We start from the raw sequence: 14,861 nt of genomic DNA, 5'->3' as shown, positions 1-14,861 counted from the left end.
ATTGTCATTCGTTACACTAGCTATGAATTCTTAATTTTTATATAATAGGAAATCAATCGGAAAAGATTGAATAACAAATTATTGGAGGAATTAATTAATTTTTGGGAACCTTTATTAGTTTAATCACATTTATATTATTACTTGCATTAACCGCTTTCTTTGTTGCGACAGAATTCGCAATTGTTAAAGTACGATCATCTCGTATCAATTCACTTGCCAATGGAAATAACAAAAATGCTATTGCTGCTAAAAAAGTCGTCACACATTTAGACGAATACTTAGCTGCTTGTCAATTGGGTATTACAATTACCGCTTTAGGTATAGGCATGGTTGGTGAATCTACTTTTGAATTTTTATTACATCCTATATTTAGTAGCATTGGACTTTCTGAAACAATGATCCACATTTTCACCTTAATTAGCGCATTTGTCATTGCTACTTATTTGCACGTTGTCATAGGAGAAATGGCACCTAAGACCATCGCCATCCAAAAAGCAGAGCAACTCACATTAATCATCGCGAAACCAATCATCATGTTTTATAAAATATTTTATCCTTTTATTTATATACTCAACGGTTCGGCACGATTAATTTTAAAAATGTTTGGCATGCAACCTGCTAAAGAAAGTGAATTGTATCATTCTGAAGAAGAGTTAAAGCTATTAATTAAAGAGAGTCACGAAGGCGGAGAAATCTCTGAAAACGAGTTAACACATATCAATCGTGCTTTTGCCTTTGATGAAATGAAAATTAAAGACGGATATCTCCCTTTAAACAAAGTTTCTGTTATTGATATAAGCAGTGATATAAATGAAACAAAATCTTATGTAAGTAAAGCGAACTACACTAGATTTCCGGTAATTAAAGATAACCCAACGCACATTGTGGGTTACATTCATTCAAAAGACTTATTAAATGATGACATAACTTCAGTACAAGAAATTACGCACGACATTCTAAAAATCAAATTAACTACAAAATATCATCACGTACTTGAGCAAATGAAATCACAACAAATTCATATCGCTCTCGTTGAAGATGAAAATCACAATGCACTAGGCATCATTACTATGGAAAACATCTTAGAAAATATCGTTGGCGACATCAAAGACGAACACGATCAACATTAATAAAGATTAGTGTAATAGGCTAACGTCAGTGACGTACCTATTGCACTTTTTTCATTCGTATTTATATAAATACAATACGCATAATGTTAACTTTACATAACACGTCTTCCCTAATTCCTTCTAAATTGGCTAAATTTTTATTATTATTCAAAAATAACCCTTTAACTATTGAAGTTAAAGGGTTTGTTAATGTATTCGCGATTATTTTGCTGGTACAACTGCACCATCGTAATGCTTGTTGATGTAGTCTTTAATATCTTTTGATTGCAATACGTCCATTAAAGCTTTGATTTTTTTTTCATCTTTATGTCCATCTTTTACTGCAATTAAGTTTGCATATGGATTATCTTTCGCTTTTTCTAAGACAATAGAATCATCTTTAGGGCTTAATTTTTGATCAATTGCAAAGTTAGAGTTAATGATAACAGCATCTGCATCTTCATTTTGATAAATTTTCGGTAAGTACTCTGCGGATTGTTTATTGTTAAATTTGATATCTTTCTTATTTTCTACAATATCATCAAATTTAGCATCTTCAATTTTGACACCATCTTTAATTTTAATCAGACCTGCATCTTGGAAGAATTTTAAGAAACGACCTTCTTCGGCAGGGTTGTTAGATACGTAAACTGTCGCACCTTTAGGTAAATCTTTTAAACTTTTATATTTTTTAGAATATACGGCCATCGGTTCTAAATGAACATTACCTGCTGATTCAACTTTATAACCTTTATCTTTTTTCTCAGTATTTAAATAAGGTGTGTGTTGGAAGAAGTTCGCATCGAGTTCACCTTTATCTAATAATTTATTAGGCGTTGTATAATCATTGATTGTTTTAATTTTTAAGTCATAACCTTTATCTTTCAATAATGGCTTAGCTTTTTCAAGAATTTCTGCGTGTGGCGCTGGCGAAGCCCCGACTGTTATTGTCTTATCTTTGCCACCGCCGCCATTACCACATGCTGCTAATACGAGTGCTAGTACAAGCACTGACACTAAACTGAATAACTTTTTCATATAAAAATCTCCCCTTTATAAACTTATCTTTTATCAATTTTGTTTGTTGCCCAGTCACCAATAAATTGAATGATGAATACAATTATAAGAATTAATATAGTTGAAACGAAGATGACATCATTTTGATTTCGTGTGAAACCAGTCAAATATGCTAAGTTACCTAAACCACCTGCGCCAATCACACCAGCTACTGCTGTAGAACCTACTAATGCAATAGCTGTCACTGTTATGCCAGATATCAGTGCTGGCATCGCTTCAGGTAAAAGTACTTTTTTCACTACAGTCCAAGTGTTGGCACCCATAGACCATGCCGCTTCAATAACACCTTTATCAATTTCTTTAAATGCGATTTCTACTAATCTTGCATAAAATGGTGCTGCACTAATGATTAATGCTGGCAAGGCACCTGTAGGACCACTGATTGTACCTAATACTAAACTTGTAAATGGAATTAATAATAATATTAAAATAATAAACGGAATCGCTCTGAATAAATTCACAATAAATGACACGACACTATAGAATATTCTTGCAATTGGCGACTTACTTTTAGCTGATAAAAACAGTAAGACACCTAAAATCAACCCTAGAATAAATGCAAATATAGTTGATATGGCTGTCATATAAATTGTTTCATACGTAGCGAGCCAAACTTCATCCCAACTTACGTTTGGCATTGTAAACATTTCTTGAAGAATGTCAGTCAATGAACTACCCATGTCTTAACACCTCCACTGACACTTGTTGCGCTTCTAAATCGGTTTTGAATTTATCGAATTTTTCTGAATTTGCAACGGTTAATTGTATAATTAGAAAACCAAGCGATCCATCTTTTGTATGTTTTATGTTGGCTTCCAATATATTCACATCTAAATTATGCGTCTTTGTTATGTATGACACCAACGGCTCTGTTGCGTTGCTCCCAGTAAAATTCAAACGCACGACGTAATCATTCTCATTAATAGACACTAAATCACTAATAGATTCGTCGAAATCATCATTTAAGTCATCTTTCACAAAGCGTTTTGTCACGTCATGCTGTGGGTTTTCAAAGACACTTGAAACTTTACCTTGCTCGATTACTTTACCATTTTCCATGACAGCAACTTCATCACAAATACGTCTAATAACATGCATTTCATGAGTTATAATCACAATCGTTAAATTTCTCTCATCTTTAATTTTCAATAATAATTCTAAGATTTCATCTGTCGTTTGTGGATCCAAAGCACTTGTTGCTTCATCACATAATAATACAGACGGTTCATTAGCCAATGCTCTTGCAATACCGACACGTTGTTTTTGTCCACCAGACAACTCTGAAGGGTATGCATGTTCTCTGCCTTTTAGTCCAACTAATTCCACTAATTCTAACGCTCGTTGCTTCGCTTCTTTTCGTGAAATACCCGCGATTTCTAATGGAAATGTAATATTATTTAATACAGTACGTGACCATAGCAAATTGAAATGTTGAAAAATCATACTCACTTTTTGACGTTTTTTCCTTAAATCTGACTTTGATAGCTTGCCTATGGTATCGCCATCAATAATTACGTCTCCTGAAGTTGGTTGCTCAAGATTATTTAAAAGTCTTATTAAAGTACTTTTTCCCGCTCCTGAAAAACCAACAACACCAAAAATTGAGCCTGATTGAATACTTAAATCAACATGATCTACAGCAAGTACGTCCTGTTGTTTCGTTTTGTACCTTTTGACTATTTGATTTAACTCAATCATCCTGTTGCCTCCTTGTATTGCTTTCTTTCAATTAAATAAAAATGCTTTCCCTATGTTCATTGAAGAATAGAGAAAGCAAAATGCGCTTCTCTCATCTTCTAAAGTTTCTAAGAACTTTATGTGAATTGGCACCATTTCTGTTACAGACGGTTGCCGGGCTTCAAAGGGCACATCCCTCCACCTCTCGTGATAAGAGTTTCATTATTTAATTATTTTTAATCCTACCATCGCACTAATGTTTCGTCAATAATTATTTCAAATTTTCTAACAAATTAGGAACGGATTGAAAAGCATAGATTCTTTTTTGTTCTTTTCCTTTTGACATCAACATCAATACAGGTACTGATTGTATTTCTTGAGTTTGGCTAAAATCCGGATGAAAATTCAAATCAATTTTTGTAATTGGTAAATTTAGAATTTCATTAGCAATGTCTAGCATTCTTTCGGAAACCTTACATGTACCACATGTAGGCGTATAACCAAATATGAGATATTTATCCTCATTGATATATTCATCTATCTTGCCTTGTCGTTGATTTGTTACATTCATGTTAATAAACTTACCCTTTCAGCTATATAATCCAATTTCGCTTTGGCTACTTTTTCTTCATCTTTTACTGTAAATCCATGTTTTTCTAACACTCTAGATAAATATCGTTTGGGGCAACGTGCAACTTCACAATATTGCTTATCTATTCTTATATGTCTACTTTCACTTAAATAATGTTTAAACCATTTACGAATTTTTTCACCTTCATCATCAGAATCAACTAGTATATACACTTGCTTATCATATAATGTATCAATCATCTCATCAATTTTATCGACACTCATCGTACCATTGGTACAAATGATATCTATTGGTTGATCAATCACTTGTTTCACCCGCTTCTTGTCTGACTTTCCTTCGACAATGATTACTTGGTTTAGTATCGTCATGACATCCACCCTCTAAATGTTGATAATAAGTTTCTCTATCTAGTTCTTCACAAGACTTAGTGGCCATAAACATAATTTACATAGTTCTAATTTTATCTTATTATTACATTGTATTTTTGTCATCTAAACACGCTTGTAATACAACAAATGGCAGATAACCTATTTACAATTTTTTAACACTTGTGTTGTTATAAGAGGATAAAATAAAAACTCCAAGATAGTTATATCATGGAGTTCAATGTTGTATTATTCACCAATCATTTCAGAGTATTGATCTGCTGACATTAATGCTTCTAATTGACTTTCATCACTAAGCTCGACTTTTACCATCCAAGCTTTTTCATAAGGTGATTCATTGACGAATTCTGGGCTATCTTCCAACGCTTCGTTTGATTCTACAACTTTCCCTGAAACTGGTGCATAAAGTTCTGAAACTGTTTTTACAGATTCAACACTACCAAAAGTGTCGCCTTCATTAATTTCATCATCAACTTCTGGTAATTCAACGAATACGATATCGCCTAGCTCGCCTTGTGCGTATTCAGTGATACCAATAGTTACTGTATTACCTTCAACTTTTACCCATTCATGTTCTTTAGAATATTTTAATTCATTCGGTACTGCCACGAGAATCCCCTCCTAAATGTTTTTACATATTTATGATGCCATATGACTACCTTACAATCAACTATTAATTGACACTTTTAAATTTCTTCAATGTTTCTACAACAAGAGATGAAGCGTTTTCATAATAATGTCGAAATAGTACGTTGACATTATTTAATCTTCTTAATTTGTTTAAGACAACCAAGTAGCTTTATATTGATCTTCTTTAAAGCCAACTGTTACTTTATCTCCGGATATAGCGAGCGGTCTTTTAACTAACATACCATTTGCAGACAATAAATCTAATTTTTCATCATCTGTTAATTCATTTAGCTTATCTTTTAGACCTAATTCACGATATTTTGCACCGTGTTTATTGAATAATTTATTAATATCGAGATCAGTCATGTCTAGAATTTCTTTGAACTCGCTTTTAGTAGGTGTATGTTGGACGATATCAATTGGTTCGAAACTAACACCATATTCTTGTAAAAATTTTGCTGCTTTTTTACAAGTTGTACAATTAGGATACTGGTAAAATTTTATCATTCTTCTGTACCTCCTATAACTAGTTATCACTAATATATCAAATTTGTCACAAAAACGCTCTAATTAATAAGCTAATTTTTTTTATAATTTGAAGTAGTTCGTTATAATGGTTTTATTAATACCTATGAAAAGGAGTAATATCAATGAAACCTATTAATACAAATGATGATTTTAAAGCAACTGTACAAAGTGATAATCCAGTTATAGTAAAATTCGAAGCTGGTTGGTGCCCAGATTGTAAAGCCATGGATATGTGGATTGATCCAATTCAAGAAAAATACAATGACTATGAATGGTTCACAGTTAACCGCGATGAATTGGAAGATATAGCGGCAGATAATGATGTAATGGGAATTCCTAGTTTACTTGTATTCAAAAATGGTGAAAAATTAGCTCATTTACATTCAGCTAATGCTAAATCACCAGATCAAGTTGAATCATTTTTAGATGAAACTTTTAAATAAAGTATGTGCTATTGTAAGTACACAAAAGGAAGCTGAGACGTATTAAACGTTTCAGCTTCCTTTTTGTGTGTCTATAATTATCATGACAACAATTAAAATTTTTCTATGATTTCATTATAGTGACGCTCTCTATGTGGGAATTGATCTTTTAAATCAGTTAAATATAATAAACCAACTAACTTCTCATCATCTTTGACACCAAATAGATCACGTATTTCCGGTGTAAAAATATATGCCGGTGATTTCCAACATGTTCCTATACCTGCCTCGTGTAATAGCAACATTAGATTTTGAGCAAACGCTCCAAAAGCCATGTGATTTTCCAAATTTTCTCTTTGTCTTGGATCTTCTTTTACGATTAAGGCAAGCATACCGCCTAAATGAGTCACTACATCATAATGATTCTGTTGTTTTTTTTGCAAATTTGGAAATGCAATTTCTGATAGCTGTTTGCTCATATCTCCTAATCTATTCTTTGCAATATGAACTACTCTCCATGGTTCTCTTAAACCATGGTTAGGCGCATCTGTAGCTTGTTTAATTGCTCGGTATAAAGCGTTGTCATCTATCGTCATATCTCTCTTGAATATTTTGACACTTCTACGATTCGCAATTGCTTCTTGTAGTTCCATTATATATCGCCCTCTCGTTAATGATAACTATTTTCAATTATAAGACAGGTACAATATATTTTCAAATTACTCGTACATTTTAAGTTGGTCTTTCAATGATAAAACATGAATCTGTCCTGGTGCTTTTGGTGTATCTAGACAGCCATATGAAATCGAACCACCAAATACGCCTTGTGCAGTTCGTGATATCAAACCTATTTTAGACATAGCAATCCCCACCACATGCTGTGATACATGGTCTGCTGTCTCAGACATCGCACTCAACAAATTAAGTACGTCTTGCTTGCTATGTGGCATTACTGCGACTTTGATATAATCTGATTCTAATTGCTGCATTTTATAATATAAATGCTTTATTGCTTCAAGTTTAGGTGTTTCTTTAAAATTATGATGAGATAGCACTACTTGAATTTGATTTTTATGTGCCAGGTCGATGATATCTTGCAACGGTTTCAACGAGCCTGATTGTTCAAATTCTACATCTAACATATCTACATATTGCATATTTACTATTTTTTCTAAAACTTGGATGTATGCTTCATCTGTTAGCTGACCTTCTCCACCTTGATGTGCAGTACGATACGTAACGAGTAATTTTTTATTGAATTCTAGTTCGGAGATGTCTTTTGCAATATCTGCAAAGTGTGATTCATTAAAATCTGCCCACTGATCAACTCTTAATTCAATAATGTCTATTGCATTTTGATATTGAATTAAGTCATTAACGATTGATTGTGAAAGCCCTTGTTCTGGCGCAATGGTTACAGCAACTTTTACTTCAGTCATTCCAAAACTCCCTCTTTTTAATAATATTTTAATAATTGTATAACAACTTTAGAACAGAATACAATGAATTCTTATACGCTGATCATAGATAGCATTGCTTCGTTCTTATACACTTAAAATGATTTAAATATAATTTGTCGGGTAGATTAAGTATATGAAGAATTTTAGGAGGTAATAAAATGGCAGTAAATTATGAAACAAAAGCGACAAACACAGGTGGACGTAATGGTCACGTTCAAACTGATGATAAAGCAATCGATGTAGCAGTTGTACCACCGGCTCAAGCAGATGCTGAAAAAGGTACAAATCCAGAGCAATTGTTCGCAGCAGGTTACGCTTCATGCTTTAATGGTGCATTTGATTTAATCTTAAAACAAAATAAAGTAAGAGGTGCAGAACCTGAAGTTACTTTAACCGTTCGTCTAGAGGATGATCCAGATGCTGAAAGCCCTAAATTAAGCGTTTCTATTGATGCAAAAGTTAAAAATGTATTATCCCAAGAAGAAGCAGAAAAATATTTACAAGATGCGCATGAATTTTGTCCATATTCAAAAGCAACACGCGGTAATATCGACGTTGACTTAAACGTATCTGTTGTAGATTAATTACAATGTTTAATCCCCCAAATTCAAAATTGAATTTGGGGGTTTTTTTGTTTTTGATATTTCGATGTAGTTGCCTGTTCTTGATGTCTCATTGTCGTTAAGTATATTTAATTGTCTTTATATTGATTATACAAACACACAATTAATATTGAAAAAGAAATCAGAATGAGCAACGATTAAAGAAACTACAATTGTTACTAAAGCCCCCATAATAAATGCCTCCGCTTCCATTTATACATCTCACCATATTATAACATAATTATCCTATTTAATTTTGTTGCTTAAAAAAATATTAAAATAGAACTTATACTTTATAAAATTATATTTTTTGGTATAGTTACTTATAAATTTTTTACAGATTTTTACAAAAAATTAAAGGTGGTATTGCTCAAATATTTTTTTTCATATACTATTATATATAAATAGCTTAACTTCGGTTCTTATACTTTATATCTACATTTCACTGGATAAGGAGGAATTAAATGACCCATATTCGTTATTTAACACATGAAGATACTTCTACATATCACGCCCTTTTATTGCAAGGCATTAACAAAAAACTTGAGGTGATGGCGTGGAAATTACGAAATGAAAAGTGTCTCGAAGAAACAAATATTCCTATGCTTTTATCATCTGAATCTACTGACTATATTGTCATAGGTGCCTTTGAAAGTAATGTATTAATTGGGGCTGTAACACTCATACATTCAGATCGTTATAGTTTATCGCACAAAGCAACATTGGAAAATATGTGCGTTAAAGGGGATAACCACAACGCTAGAGAACGCGTCGCAACTATGTTAATGCATAAAATATTTGAAATATGTAATGAAAAAGGTATAGAAATTTTAATGACTTCTCTTATTTCAAATAATATAAGTGGTAAAGTATTCTTTAGTAACCTCAATTTCGAAACTTTAGTTATGGAGCAACACGCACGCAAATATGAAGACTGTTATGTGGATGAACATTGGCTAATTTATTACTTCAATAGCAATGACATCGAGTTAATCAATTGATAAATACTTTTGAAACTTCTTAACATATACTACGGTTAAGAACAAAGTCACTTAATCCAACCCTTTCCTGAACTATATTAAAATAATTTAAAAGCTTTCATCGTCTTAATATTTTAAAATGACTTGCAATCCTATGCATAAGCCAATATTATTTTTAATAAGTACGAAACAGTTTTAATTTTTATATTGAAATTATCTTAAAATTCAAGAGAGGATTGAACACTTTGAAATATGCTACAACATTATTGTCACTATTTTTGTCTTTAATTACATTAGCAACCCCTTTACTAGCAATTGCTAAAGTCTTGGAAGGTAATCTTCCTATTTTAGCAGGTGGATTATTCATCTTAGGTGTTTTGTTAATAAATATTTACGCTTGCTTACGCGGTGATCGCATAGCGAATATCTTTGCAATGTGTGTATCTATTTTTTCATTCATTTTATTGAGTTATCCAATATGGACATCCTATATTTCAAGCCTTATTGCCTAATAACTTACATATCTATTCATAATAATATTTAAATCTCTATAATTCTAAAGTTATTTAGTTAATTATAGAGATTTTTATATTTAAAAATATATGTATTATTAATTAGCATAAAATTTTTACCTATTTTAATTTTACAAATCTTCTGAAAGCGCTATAATGTTACAAATAGGGGGGATTACAAATGAATTTAGCTTTACTAGGTTTTATCATGATTATTATATTCATGATATTAATTATGACGCGAAAAATGTCAGCCTTAACTGCACTGATTGTTATACCGACAATTTTCGCATTGATTGGTGGTTTTTATGCAGGTCTTGGTAAATATATGCTTGACGGCATTGAAACCGTTGCACCTACTGGCATTATGCTCACCTTCGCAATACTCTATTTTGGTGTTATGATCGATGCTGGATTATTCGAGCCTGTTATCAATCAAATTATTAAAGTCGTAAAAGGGGATCCTGTTAAAATAACCATCGGTACGGTTATCTTAGCATCAATGGTCGCATTGGATGGCGATGGAACAACGACTTTTATTATTACAGTTACAGCAATGATGCCACTTTATAAAAAAATCGGTATGAGTCTATATACATTATCTACACTTGCGCTATTGTCCATTGGTGTCATGAATATGTTACCTTGGGGCGGCCCAACAGCACGTGCCATATCTTCACTTCAGGTAACGACTGAAGAAGTATTTGTCCCAATCATACCAGCAATGATTGCCGGTATTGTTTTTGCTTTTGGCGTTGCATACATATTAGGTAAACGTGCAAAAAAACATATTACTTCTTATACAGATATTGATTTAGATGATATTAAACCAACAGATACAAAAGAAGAGTCATTACTTAAAAGACCTAAAATGCTTATACCAAATGCAATTCTGACAATTTCATTGATTGTATGTCTAGTCATTGGTATTATGCCTATTCCAGTCATGTTTATGCTTTGGTTTGGTGTAGCTATTTTATTAAATTATCCAAATCTTAGTATTCAAAATTCAGTTGTCAAAAAACATGCTGGTGATGTGCTTTCAGTTATTAGCCTTGTGTTTGCATCTGGTATATTTACCGGGGTCATGAATGGAACAAAGATGGTAAACGAAATGGCCAATGCTTTGGTACATATTATTCCTGATGCAATGGGCAACCATTTTGCATTAATCACGGCTATACTTAGTGGACCTTTCACTTACTTTATGGCGAATGATCCGTTCTATTATGGTGTACTGCCAATCCTTGCTGAATCAGCACAACAATTTGGTATTTCCAAAGTCGACATGGCAAGAGCATCCGTATTAGGTCAGCCGCTTCACGTATTAAGCCCACTGTACGCAGCAGGTTACTTACTTGTTGGTATGCTTGATATTGAATATGGTCAAAACCAAAGAATCGTTATAAAATGGGCCATTGGCTCCAGTTTATTTATGATAATAGTTGCCTGTATTCTTGGCATCATACCTTGGTAAAGCGTTCAAACTATAAAATAAGATATATTAAAAAGCTACGACACCATAAAGTCGTAGCTTTTATTTTTATAATAAGTTCATCACATATATCTATATTCAAATTATTTAAAAATAAACAATACAATCTTATAAACATATTATTTTTTATGATATCCTTATGTGTTTAAATAAACAGAATTAATAATTCAAAATAACTGATGAAATTTTAAATTATTTTATGAATATCGTTTCATTATTTGACTACATGGGTAAAAGTTAACGTCGGATTTACAATATTAAGGAGTGTTTTTATGAATCAGCTTAATGAATGTAACTATGTTAATCCATCTACCGTCTCACTTGATTGGGAATGCTTTGTCGTAAGTAAAAGTGATATGGAACTAGATGGGCTACCCAAGGAACTCATTAACTCATGGATGGCTCAGAATATAATTGAGCCGTTTTCAATTAGAAATAACGAAATAAACTTTAAAACGCAAGATATCAAAGACGCTTTAAGAAAACAAAACTGGTATTACGATAGTTAGGCAACGATTTGATTATACAAATTCAATATTATTAAGATATAAACTCAATGCTCTTTTTGCGGATGCTAATATTTCGTGATCAAAATAATTACTATAAAAATAAGAGTTTAACTTAATAGAACTTGTTTCATATCTAGGGAAATTCTTGTCGCCTATTATATTATGTGCAAGCTGTCCTAACGGTGTATCGTCTTCAATAAAACCAATTACAAAATCATAAAATGTCATAAGCGTTACCTCGACTATCTTTATTTTAATCGTTACACTGTTAAACGTTTCCATAACTTAATATAATCATAACAAATAATAACTTTTTGTCTATTACGATACATTTTAAAATTTAAAAGTTTTTTAATTTTTTACTGTCATAACAATATTCAATTTAGAATTGTAAAATTTATAAAGTTTTTTTAATTCTATGTTAATCTCTCTCAGCATTGAATATCTAGGTTGCTACTCATTTAAATTAGCAACCTTTTTATGTTGCCGTAATTTTTTTAAATAAAAAAACAAACCAGGCATTATACCGCCTAGTTTGTTCTATAAAATAGTCTTTTTTTAAACTAACACGTTTCCATTTGCATCTGCTGGTTTGAATAATGTGATTACGGCACCTATAATCGCTAAAATTTGTGGAATTCCTGTCCAACAAAATACTAGAAAAAGAAGACCCATGCCTGTTTTTCTTGCATAAAATTTGTGTATACCAAAACTACCTAAGAAAACGGCTAAAACAATGTAAATGACTTTATTTACTTCATTCATAGTACTATCTCCTAACTTTATGATATTACCCATATTATACATCATTGTATCGCATTAATTAAACCATATTAGCTTTGACTATATAATATGTTGAAAAATCTCTTTTCGAGTTTCAATAGTTCACGATAATCATCTGGCATCAATTCCGAACTGAGTTCAATTAATTTATCCAACATCGCATTCATTAAGCGAGCTTTGTCTTTTGAATTATCAAACTGTATTTTGACTTGTTCAATCATTGTATTTTCTACTAACAACACAAGTGCACGACCATACGCTTTATCTACTTTCCCTCTTTGAAATGCTGGTTCTAAATAATTGAGTATCTCCTCAACTTTGCTAAATTTATTAAACCCTGTTTGGATATGTTCATTGAGTTTATTAGCAATTTCCTTTATTCTTTCATCTTCTTGATTGTTATTAGGCATCAAGGTATTTCTAATTTCAATTTTTTTGCGTACAATGTCAGCTTCAATATTTTCAAATATTTGTTTGTCTTCATTAACATTTTTAGTTTGTAAAGCTTCAACCTTTTGTTCCAATTGCACTATATTCGAACTGTTCATTTAATTCCCTCCCAAATGAGATGATATCGTATCATCTATTTTCCCTCTTTTTTATTAAGAAACCACTATGGTTTATAATACTATTCAAACATGATCGTAGGTTATAATAGCAAATTCAATATTTTCTCTATGGCTGTTAGTGAATTAGTGATAAGATGATAGGGTTATGAGATACAAATAATATTCAATAAACTGATTGAATTTAAAACGACATATTTATACATACTAAAAGGAGGTGTGGTACTTTGAGTCTACATTTCATCATTCTTTTTTGGCTATCGCTTATCTTTCTCATTTGTGGTATAGCCTCGCTCATCATATATAAACTAAAAGGTACTGAACAAGCAAAAGAATCATTGCTTGGTGTCACAGTGATGTTGATTATTTTTGGCGTTGTAGGTACGCTATTTTCACTCATCTTCAGCTAAATATCTAGCCATTGTAAAGAATTATTTTACAATGGCTTTTTGCTACTATACTCATATATCGCTTAAATTCTTACATGCATCTCTTACTATATTCTTATTTAATCCGTTAAAAAATGATACGTTAATAAAATCACTATTGCTAAAATCAAAAAATATATAAAACGTTTAACTGCCCGCACCCTTTCATGTCTAACCTCATCTTTTGAGTGATTCGTATTTTCATATAGTCTCGTATTAATAAACAAAAATGGCATGGTAGCTAAAAAAGCAAAAATTAGGCTAAGTATTACAATCACAATAAAATGCATCTTATCACCCCTACTCATCAGTATCATCAGTATACCTATTCCCTTAAAACAACAAAGTAACTATGTATTAGTAAATCCTTTTTTTAGATGTATATCGATAGCTACTTATGGTTTATAATATAATCAATACATTTAATAAAAGATTCTAGATTAATTTAAGAGGTGTTACATATGAAATTAACTTATTTATCTGAATGGCAGCTTATCAATCAAAGCAATAAAAAATTTGCTATCCAAGAAGACCAAACGTCTATTTCTTTAGTAAGTCCTATTAATGATTATGCAATGGGTATTTTGAATCAAGTATTTTTTACTATTGAAAATGGCGAAGTAATGCAAACTACGGTTGAAAATAATAGTAAATCTATAGCGGTAGAAGTAAATCAAACTAATAAGCAGATAGTAATTAAAGACATTTAACAATTCATTATAATTACTATAAACGGGTATAACTTGAATAATAACTACATTTTTACTAATACGCATTATTTCCTGAAATAGCCAATATCTCAATTTATTAAGATAGGTGTGTGATGAGGATGAAATTATTAAAAAATTTTTTACTTTTAGTTACTGGTATACTTATCGTTCGAGCACTATTATTAAGTGTCGATGATTCAAATAATGAAAAAGTAGAAAATAAAGTGAACGTTCAAGCCGAGCAAAAATCATAGCTTTTTACAATAGTAAAGAGTCCGGGACATAAACATTTCTGATTAAAGAATAAACGTCAATTTCTATTGAAATTATATAGAAATTGACGTTTTCTTTATTTTTATATAATTTTGTAGCTCGTTGAGCTACTATTTTTCTTA

The 14,861-nt window shown here is 31.5% G+C and carries 22 protein-coding genes and 1 riboswitch; of the genes, 10 read left to right on the top strand and 12 right to left on the bottom strand.

Features of this window, described 5'->3' with window-relative positions; genetic code table 11:
- Positions 1 to 101 precede the first annotated feature (101 nt).
- Complete coding sequence (locus BTJ66_RS11500) at positions 102 to 1,130, top strand: hemolysin family protein (RefSeq protein WP_099091088.1); 1,029 nt, start codon at positions 102 to 104, stop codon at positions 1,128 to 1,130.
- Positions 1,131 to 1,331: 201 nt separating this feature from the next.
- Here BTJ66_RS11500 and BTJ66_RS11495 read toward each other — a convergent pair whose 3' ends face one another.
- The 7 genes from BTJ66_RS11495 to BTJ66_RS11465 all read right to left on the bottom strand — a co-directional run bounded on the left by BTJ66_RS11495 (position 1,332) and on the right by BTJ66_RS11465 (position 5,978).
- Positions 1,332 to 2,147: a MetQ/NlpA family ABC transporter substrate-binding protein gene (locus tag BTJ66_RS11495; RefSeq protein ID WP_099091087.1), complete on the bottom strand. Its 816-nt coding sequence runs from the start codon at positions 2,145 to 2,147 to the stop codon at positions 1,332 to 1,334.
- Between the two features lie 23 nt (positions 2,148 to 2,170).
- Positions 2,171 to 2,866 (bottom strand): methionine ABC transporter permease, encoded by a 696-nt coding sequence (locus BTJ66_RS11490; RefSeq protein WP_099091086.1) that lies wholly within the window; start codon positions 2,864 to 2,866, stop codon positions 2,171 to 2,173.
- The gene (locus BTJ66_RS11485; RefSeq protein WP_099091085.1) at positions 2,859 to 3,884 is read right to left on the bottom strand and encodes a methionine ABC transporter ATP-binding protein; all 1,026 of its coding nucleotides are present in this window, start codon (positions 3,882 to 3,884) and stop codon (positions 2,859 to 2,861) included. Before BTJ66_RS11485 ends, BTJ66_RS11490 begins: the two co-directional genes overlap by 8 nt.
- Positions 3,885 to 3,972: 88 nt before the next feature.
- A riboswitch (SAM riboswitch) is annotated at positions 3,973 to 4,080 on the bottom strand.
- 54 nt (positions 4,081 to 4,134) lie between these two features.
- Positions 4,135 to 4,434, bottom strand: coding sequence for a thioredoxin family protein (locus BTJ66_RS11480; protein WP_099091084.1), 300 nt, complete (start codon positions 4,432 to 4,434; stop codon positions 4,135 to 4,137).
- A complete protein-coding gene (locus tag BTJ66_RS11475) occupies positions 4,431 to 4,823 on the bottom strand; it encodes a toprim domain-containing protein (protein WP_099091083.1) in 393 nt (130 codons plus the stop codon). The genes BTJ66_RS11480 and BTJ66_RS11475 overlap by 4 nt, the downstream gene beginning before the upstream one ends.
- Before the next feature lie 246 nt (positions 4,824 to 5,069).
- Entirely contained in the window at positions 5,070 to 5,450 is a 381-nt protein-coding gene (gene gcvH, locus BTJ66_RS11470) for a glycine cleavage system protein GcvH (RefSeq protein ID WP_099091082.1), read from the bottom strand.
- Between the two features lie 171 nt (positions 5,451 to 5,621).
- Positions 5,622 to 5,978: an arsenate reductase family protein gene (locus tag BTJ66_RS11465; RefSeq protein WP_099091081.1), complete on the bottom strand. Its 357-nt coding sequence runs from the start codon at positions 5,976 to 5,978 to the stop codon at positions 5,622 to 5,624.
- A gap of 143 nt (positions 5,979 to 6,121) precedes the next feature.
- On the opposite strand from BTJ66_RS11465, the gene BTJ66_RS11460 reads away from it, so the two are divergent.
- Positions 6,122 to 6,442: a thioredoxin family protein gene (locus BTJ66_RS11460; protein WP_099091080.1), complete on the top strand. Its 321-nt coding sequence runs from the start codon at positions 6,122 to 6,124 to the stop codon at positions 6,440 to 6,442.
- 92 nt (positions 6,443 to 6,534) lie between these two features.
- On the opposite strand, the gene BTJ66_RS11455 is transcribed toward BTJ66_RS11460, so the two are convergent.
- Both BTJ66_RS11455 and aroD read right to left on the bottom strand, forming a co-directional pair.
- The gene (locus BTJ66_RS11455) at positions 6,535 to 7,074 is read right to left on the bottom strand and encodes a nitroreductase family protein (protein ID WP_099091079.1); all 540 of its coding nucleotides are present in this window, start codon (positions 7,072 to 7,074) and stop codon (positions 6,535 to 6,537) included.
- Positions 7,075 to 7,140: 66 nt separating this feature from the next.
- A complete protein-coding gene (aroD, locus tag BTJ66_RS11450) occupies positions 7,141 to 7,860 on the bottom strand; it encodes a type I 3-dehydroquinate dehydratase (protein WP_099091078.1) in 720 nt (239 codons plus the stop codon).
- 179 nt (positions 7,861 to 8,039) lie between these two features.
- Between aroD and BTJ66_RS11445 the strand changes: the two genes are divergently transcribed.
- From BTJ66_RS11445 to BTJ66_RS11425, 5 genes are all read left to right on the top strand, one after another.
- Positions 8,040 to 8,465 carry an organic hydroperoxide resistance protein gene (locus BTJ66_RS11445; protein ID WP_099091077.1) on the top strand — a complete coding sequence of 142 codons (426 nt, stop codon included), beginning with the start codon at positions 8,040 to 8,042 and terminating at the stop codon, positions 8,463 to 8,465.
- Between the two features lie 482 nt (positions 8,466 to 8,947).
- The gene (locus BTJ66_RS11440) at positions 8,948 to 9,484 is read left to right on the top strand and encodes a GNAT family N-acetyltransferase (RefSeq protein ID WP_099091076.1); all 537 of its coding nucleotides are present in this window, start codon (positions 8,948 to 8,950) and stop codon (positions 9,482 to 9,484) included.
- Positions 9,485 to 9,741: 257 nt separating this feature from the next.
- On the top strand, positions 9,742 to 9,975 hold the full coding sequence (locus BTJ66_RS11435; RefSeq protein WP_238597633.1) for a hypothetical protein: 234 nt from the start codon (positions 9,742 to 9,744) through the stop codon (positions 9,973 to 9,975).
- Positions 9,976 to 10,156: 181 nt separating this feature from the next.
- Positions 10,157 to 11,452 carry a CitMHS family transporter gene (locus tag BTJ66_RS11430; protein ID WP_099091074.1) on the top strand — a complete coding sequence of 432 codons (1,296 nt, stop codon included), beginning with the start codon at positions 10,157 to 10,159 and terminating at the stop codon, positions 11,450 to 11,452.
- 290 nt (positions 11,453 to 11,742) lie between these two features.
- Positions 11,743 to 11,979: a hypothetical protein gene (locus BTJ66_RS11425; RefSeq protein ID WP_099091073.1), complete on the top strand. Its 237-nt coding sequence runs from the start codon at positions 11,743 to 11,745 to the stop codon at positions 11,977 to 11,979.
- Between the two features lie 12 nt (positions 11,980 to 11,991).
- On the opposite strand, the gene BTJ66_RS11420 is transcribed toward BTJ66_RS11425, so the two are convergent.
- From BTJ66_RS11420 to BTJ66_RS11410, 3 genes are all read right to left on the bottom strand, one after another.
- Positions 11,992 to 12,207, bottom strand: a complete 216-nt coding sequence (locus BTJ66_RS11420) for a YozE family protein (protein ID WP_099091072.1) — start codon at positions 12,205 to 12,207, stop codon at positions 11,992 to 11,994.
- Positions 12,208 to 12,537: 330 nt separating this feature from the next.
- The gene (locus BTJ66_RS11415; protein WP_099091071.1) at positions 12,538 to 12,744 is read right to left on the bottom strand and encodes a TM2 domain-containing protein; all 207 of its coding nucleotides are present in this window, start codon (positions 12,742 to 12,744) and stop codon (positions 12,538 to 12,540) included.
- Positions 12,745 to 12,812: 68 nt separating this feature from the next.
- Complete coding sequence (locus tag BTJ66_RS11410; RefSeq protein WP_099091070.1) at positions 12,813 to 13,310, bottom strand: hypothetical protein; 498 nt, start codon at positions 13,308 to 13,310, stop codon at positions 12,813 to 12,815.
- Between the two features lie 245 nt (positions 13,311 to 13,555).
- On the opposite strand from BTJ66_RS11410, the gene tsaT reads away from it, so the two are divergent.
- The 3 genes from tsaT (at position 13,556) to BTJ66_RS13975 (ending at position 14,720) form a co-directional block, all read left to right on the top strand.
- The gene (tsaT, locus tag BTJ66_RS11405) at positions 13,556 to 13,738 is read left to right on the top strand and encodes a type II toxin-antitoxin system toxin TsaT (RefSeq protein WP_099091069.1); all 183 of its coding nucleotides are present in this window, start codon (positions 13,556 to 13,558) and stop codon (positions 13,736 to 13,738) included.
- A gap of 479 nt (positions 13,739 to 14,217) precedes the next feature.
- Positions 14,218 to 14,466 carry a hypothetical protein gene (locus BTJ66_RS11395; protein ID WP_099091067.1) on the top strand — a complete coding sequence of 83 codons (249 nt, stop codon included), beginning with the start codon at positions 14,218 to 14,220 and terminating at the stop codon, positions 14,464 to 14,466.
- 119 nt (positions 14,467 to 14,585) lie between these two features.
- Entirely contained in the window at positions 14,586 to 14,720 is a 135-nt protein-coding gene (locus BTJ66_RS13975) for a hypothetical protein (RefSeq protein WP_274521117.1), read from the top strand.
- Positions 14,721 to 14,861: the final 141 nt, after the last annotated feature.

Source organism: Staphylococcus edaphicus, assembly GCF_002614725.1.
GTDB lineage: Bacteria > Bacillota > Bacilli > Staphylococcales > Staphylococcaceae > Staphylococcus > Staphylococcus edaphicus.
The sequence above is the reverse complement of the archived record's forward strand: the minus strand, read 5'-3'. Positions and strand labels throughout refer to the sequence as shown.

Excerpts from the sequence above, each read along its gene's own strand:
- BTJ66_RS11460 (WP_099091080.1), top strand. The coding sequence starts at position 6,122 with ATGAAACCTATTAATACAAATGATGATTTTAAAGCAACTGTACAAAGT.
- BTJ66_RS11425 (WP_099091073.1), top strand. The coding sequence starts at position 11,743 with ATGAATCAGCTTAATGAATGTAACTATGTTAATCCATCTACCGTCTCA.
- BTJ66_RS11395 (WP_099091067.1), top strand. The coding sequence starts at position 14,218 with ATGAAATTAACTTATTTATCTGAATGGCAGCTTATCAATCAAAGCAAT.
- BTJ66_RS11485 (WP_099091085.1), bottom strand. The coding sequence starts at position 3,884 with ATGATTGAGTTAAATCAAATAGTCAAAAGGTACAAAACGAAACAACAG.
- BTJ66_RS11465 (WP_099091081.1), bottom strand. The coding sequence starts at position 5,978 with ATGATAAAATTTTACCAGTATCCTAATTGTACAACTTGTAAAAAAGCA.
- BTJ66_RS11490 (WP_099091086.1), bottom strand. The coding sequence starts at position 2,866 with ATGGGTAGTTCATTGACTGACATTCTTCAAGAAATGTTTACAATGCCA.
- BTJ66_RS11495 (WP_099091087.1), bottom strand. The coding sequence starts at position 2,147 with ATGAAAAAGTTATTCAGTTTAGTGTCAGTGCTTGTACTAGCACTCGTA.
- BTJ66_RS13975 (WP_274521117.1), top strand. The coding sequence starts at position 14,586 with ATGAAATTATTAAAAAATTTTTTACTTTTAGTTACTGGTATACTTATC.
- BTJ66_RS11455 (WP_099091079.1), bottom strand. The coding sequence starts at position 7,074 with ATGGAACTACAAGAAGCAATTGCGAATCGTAGAAGTGTCAAAATATTC.
- BTJ66_RS11415 (WP_099091071.1), bottom strand. The coding sequence starts at position 12,744 with ATGAATGAAGTAAATAAAGTCATTTACATTGTTTTAGCCGTTTTCTTA.
- BTJ66_RS11410 (WP_099091070.1), bottom strand. The coding sequence starts at position 13,310 with ATGAACAGTTCGAATATAGTGCAATTGGAACAAAAGGTTGAAGCTTTA.
- aroD (WP_099091078.1), bottom strand. The coding sequence starts at position 7,860 with ATGACTGAAGTAAAAGTTGCTGTAACCATTGCGCCAGAACAAGGGCTT.
- BTJ66_RS11475 (WP_099091083.1), bottom strand. The coding sequence starts at position 4,823 with ATGACGATACTAAACCAAGTAATCATTGTCGAAGGAAAGTCAGACAAG.
- BTJ66_RS11480 (WP_099091084.1), bottom strand. The coding sequence starts at position 4,434 with ATGAATGTAACAAATCAACGACAAGGCAAGATAGATGAATATATCAAT.
- BTJ66_RS11420 (WP_099091072.1), bottom strand. The coding sequence starts at position 12,207 with ATGACATTTTATGATTTTGTAATTGGTTTTATTGAAGACGATACACCG.
- BTJ66_RS11440 (WP_099091076.1), top strand. The coding sequence starts at position 8,948 with ATGACCCATATTCGTTATTTAACACATGAAGATACTTCTACATATCAC.
- BTJ66_RS11445 (WP_099091077.1), top strand. The coding sequence starts at position 8,040 with ATGGCAGTAAATTATGAAACAAAAGCGACAAACACAGGTGGACGTAAT.
- BTJ66_RS11430 (WP_099091074.1), top strand. The coding sequence starts at position 10,157 with ATGAATTTAGCTTTACTAGGTTTTATCATGATTATTATATTCATGATA.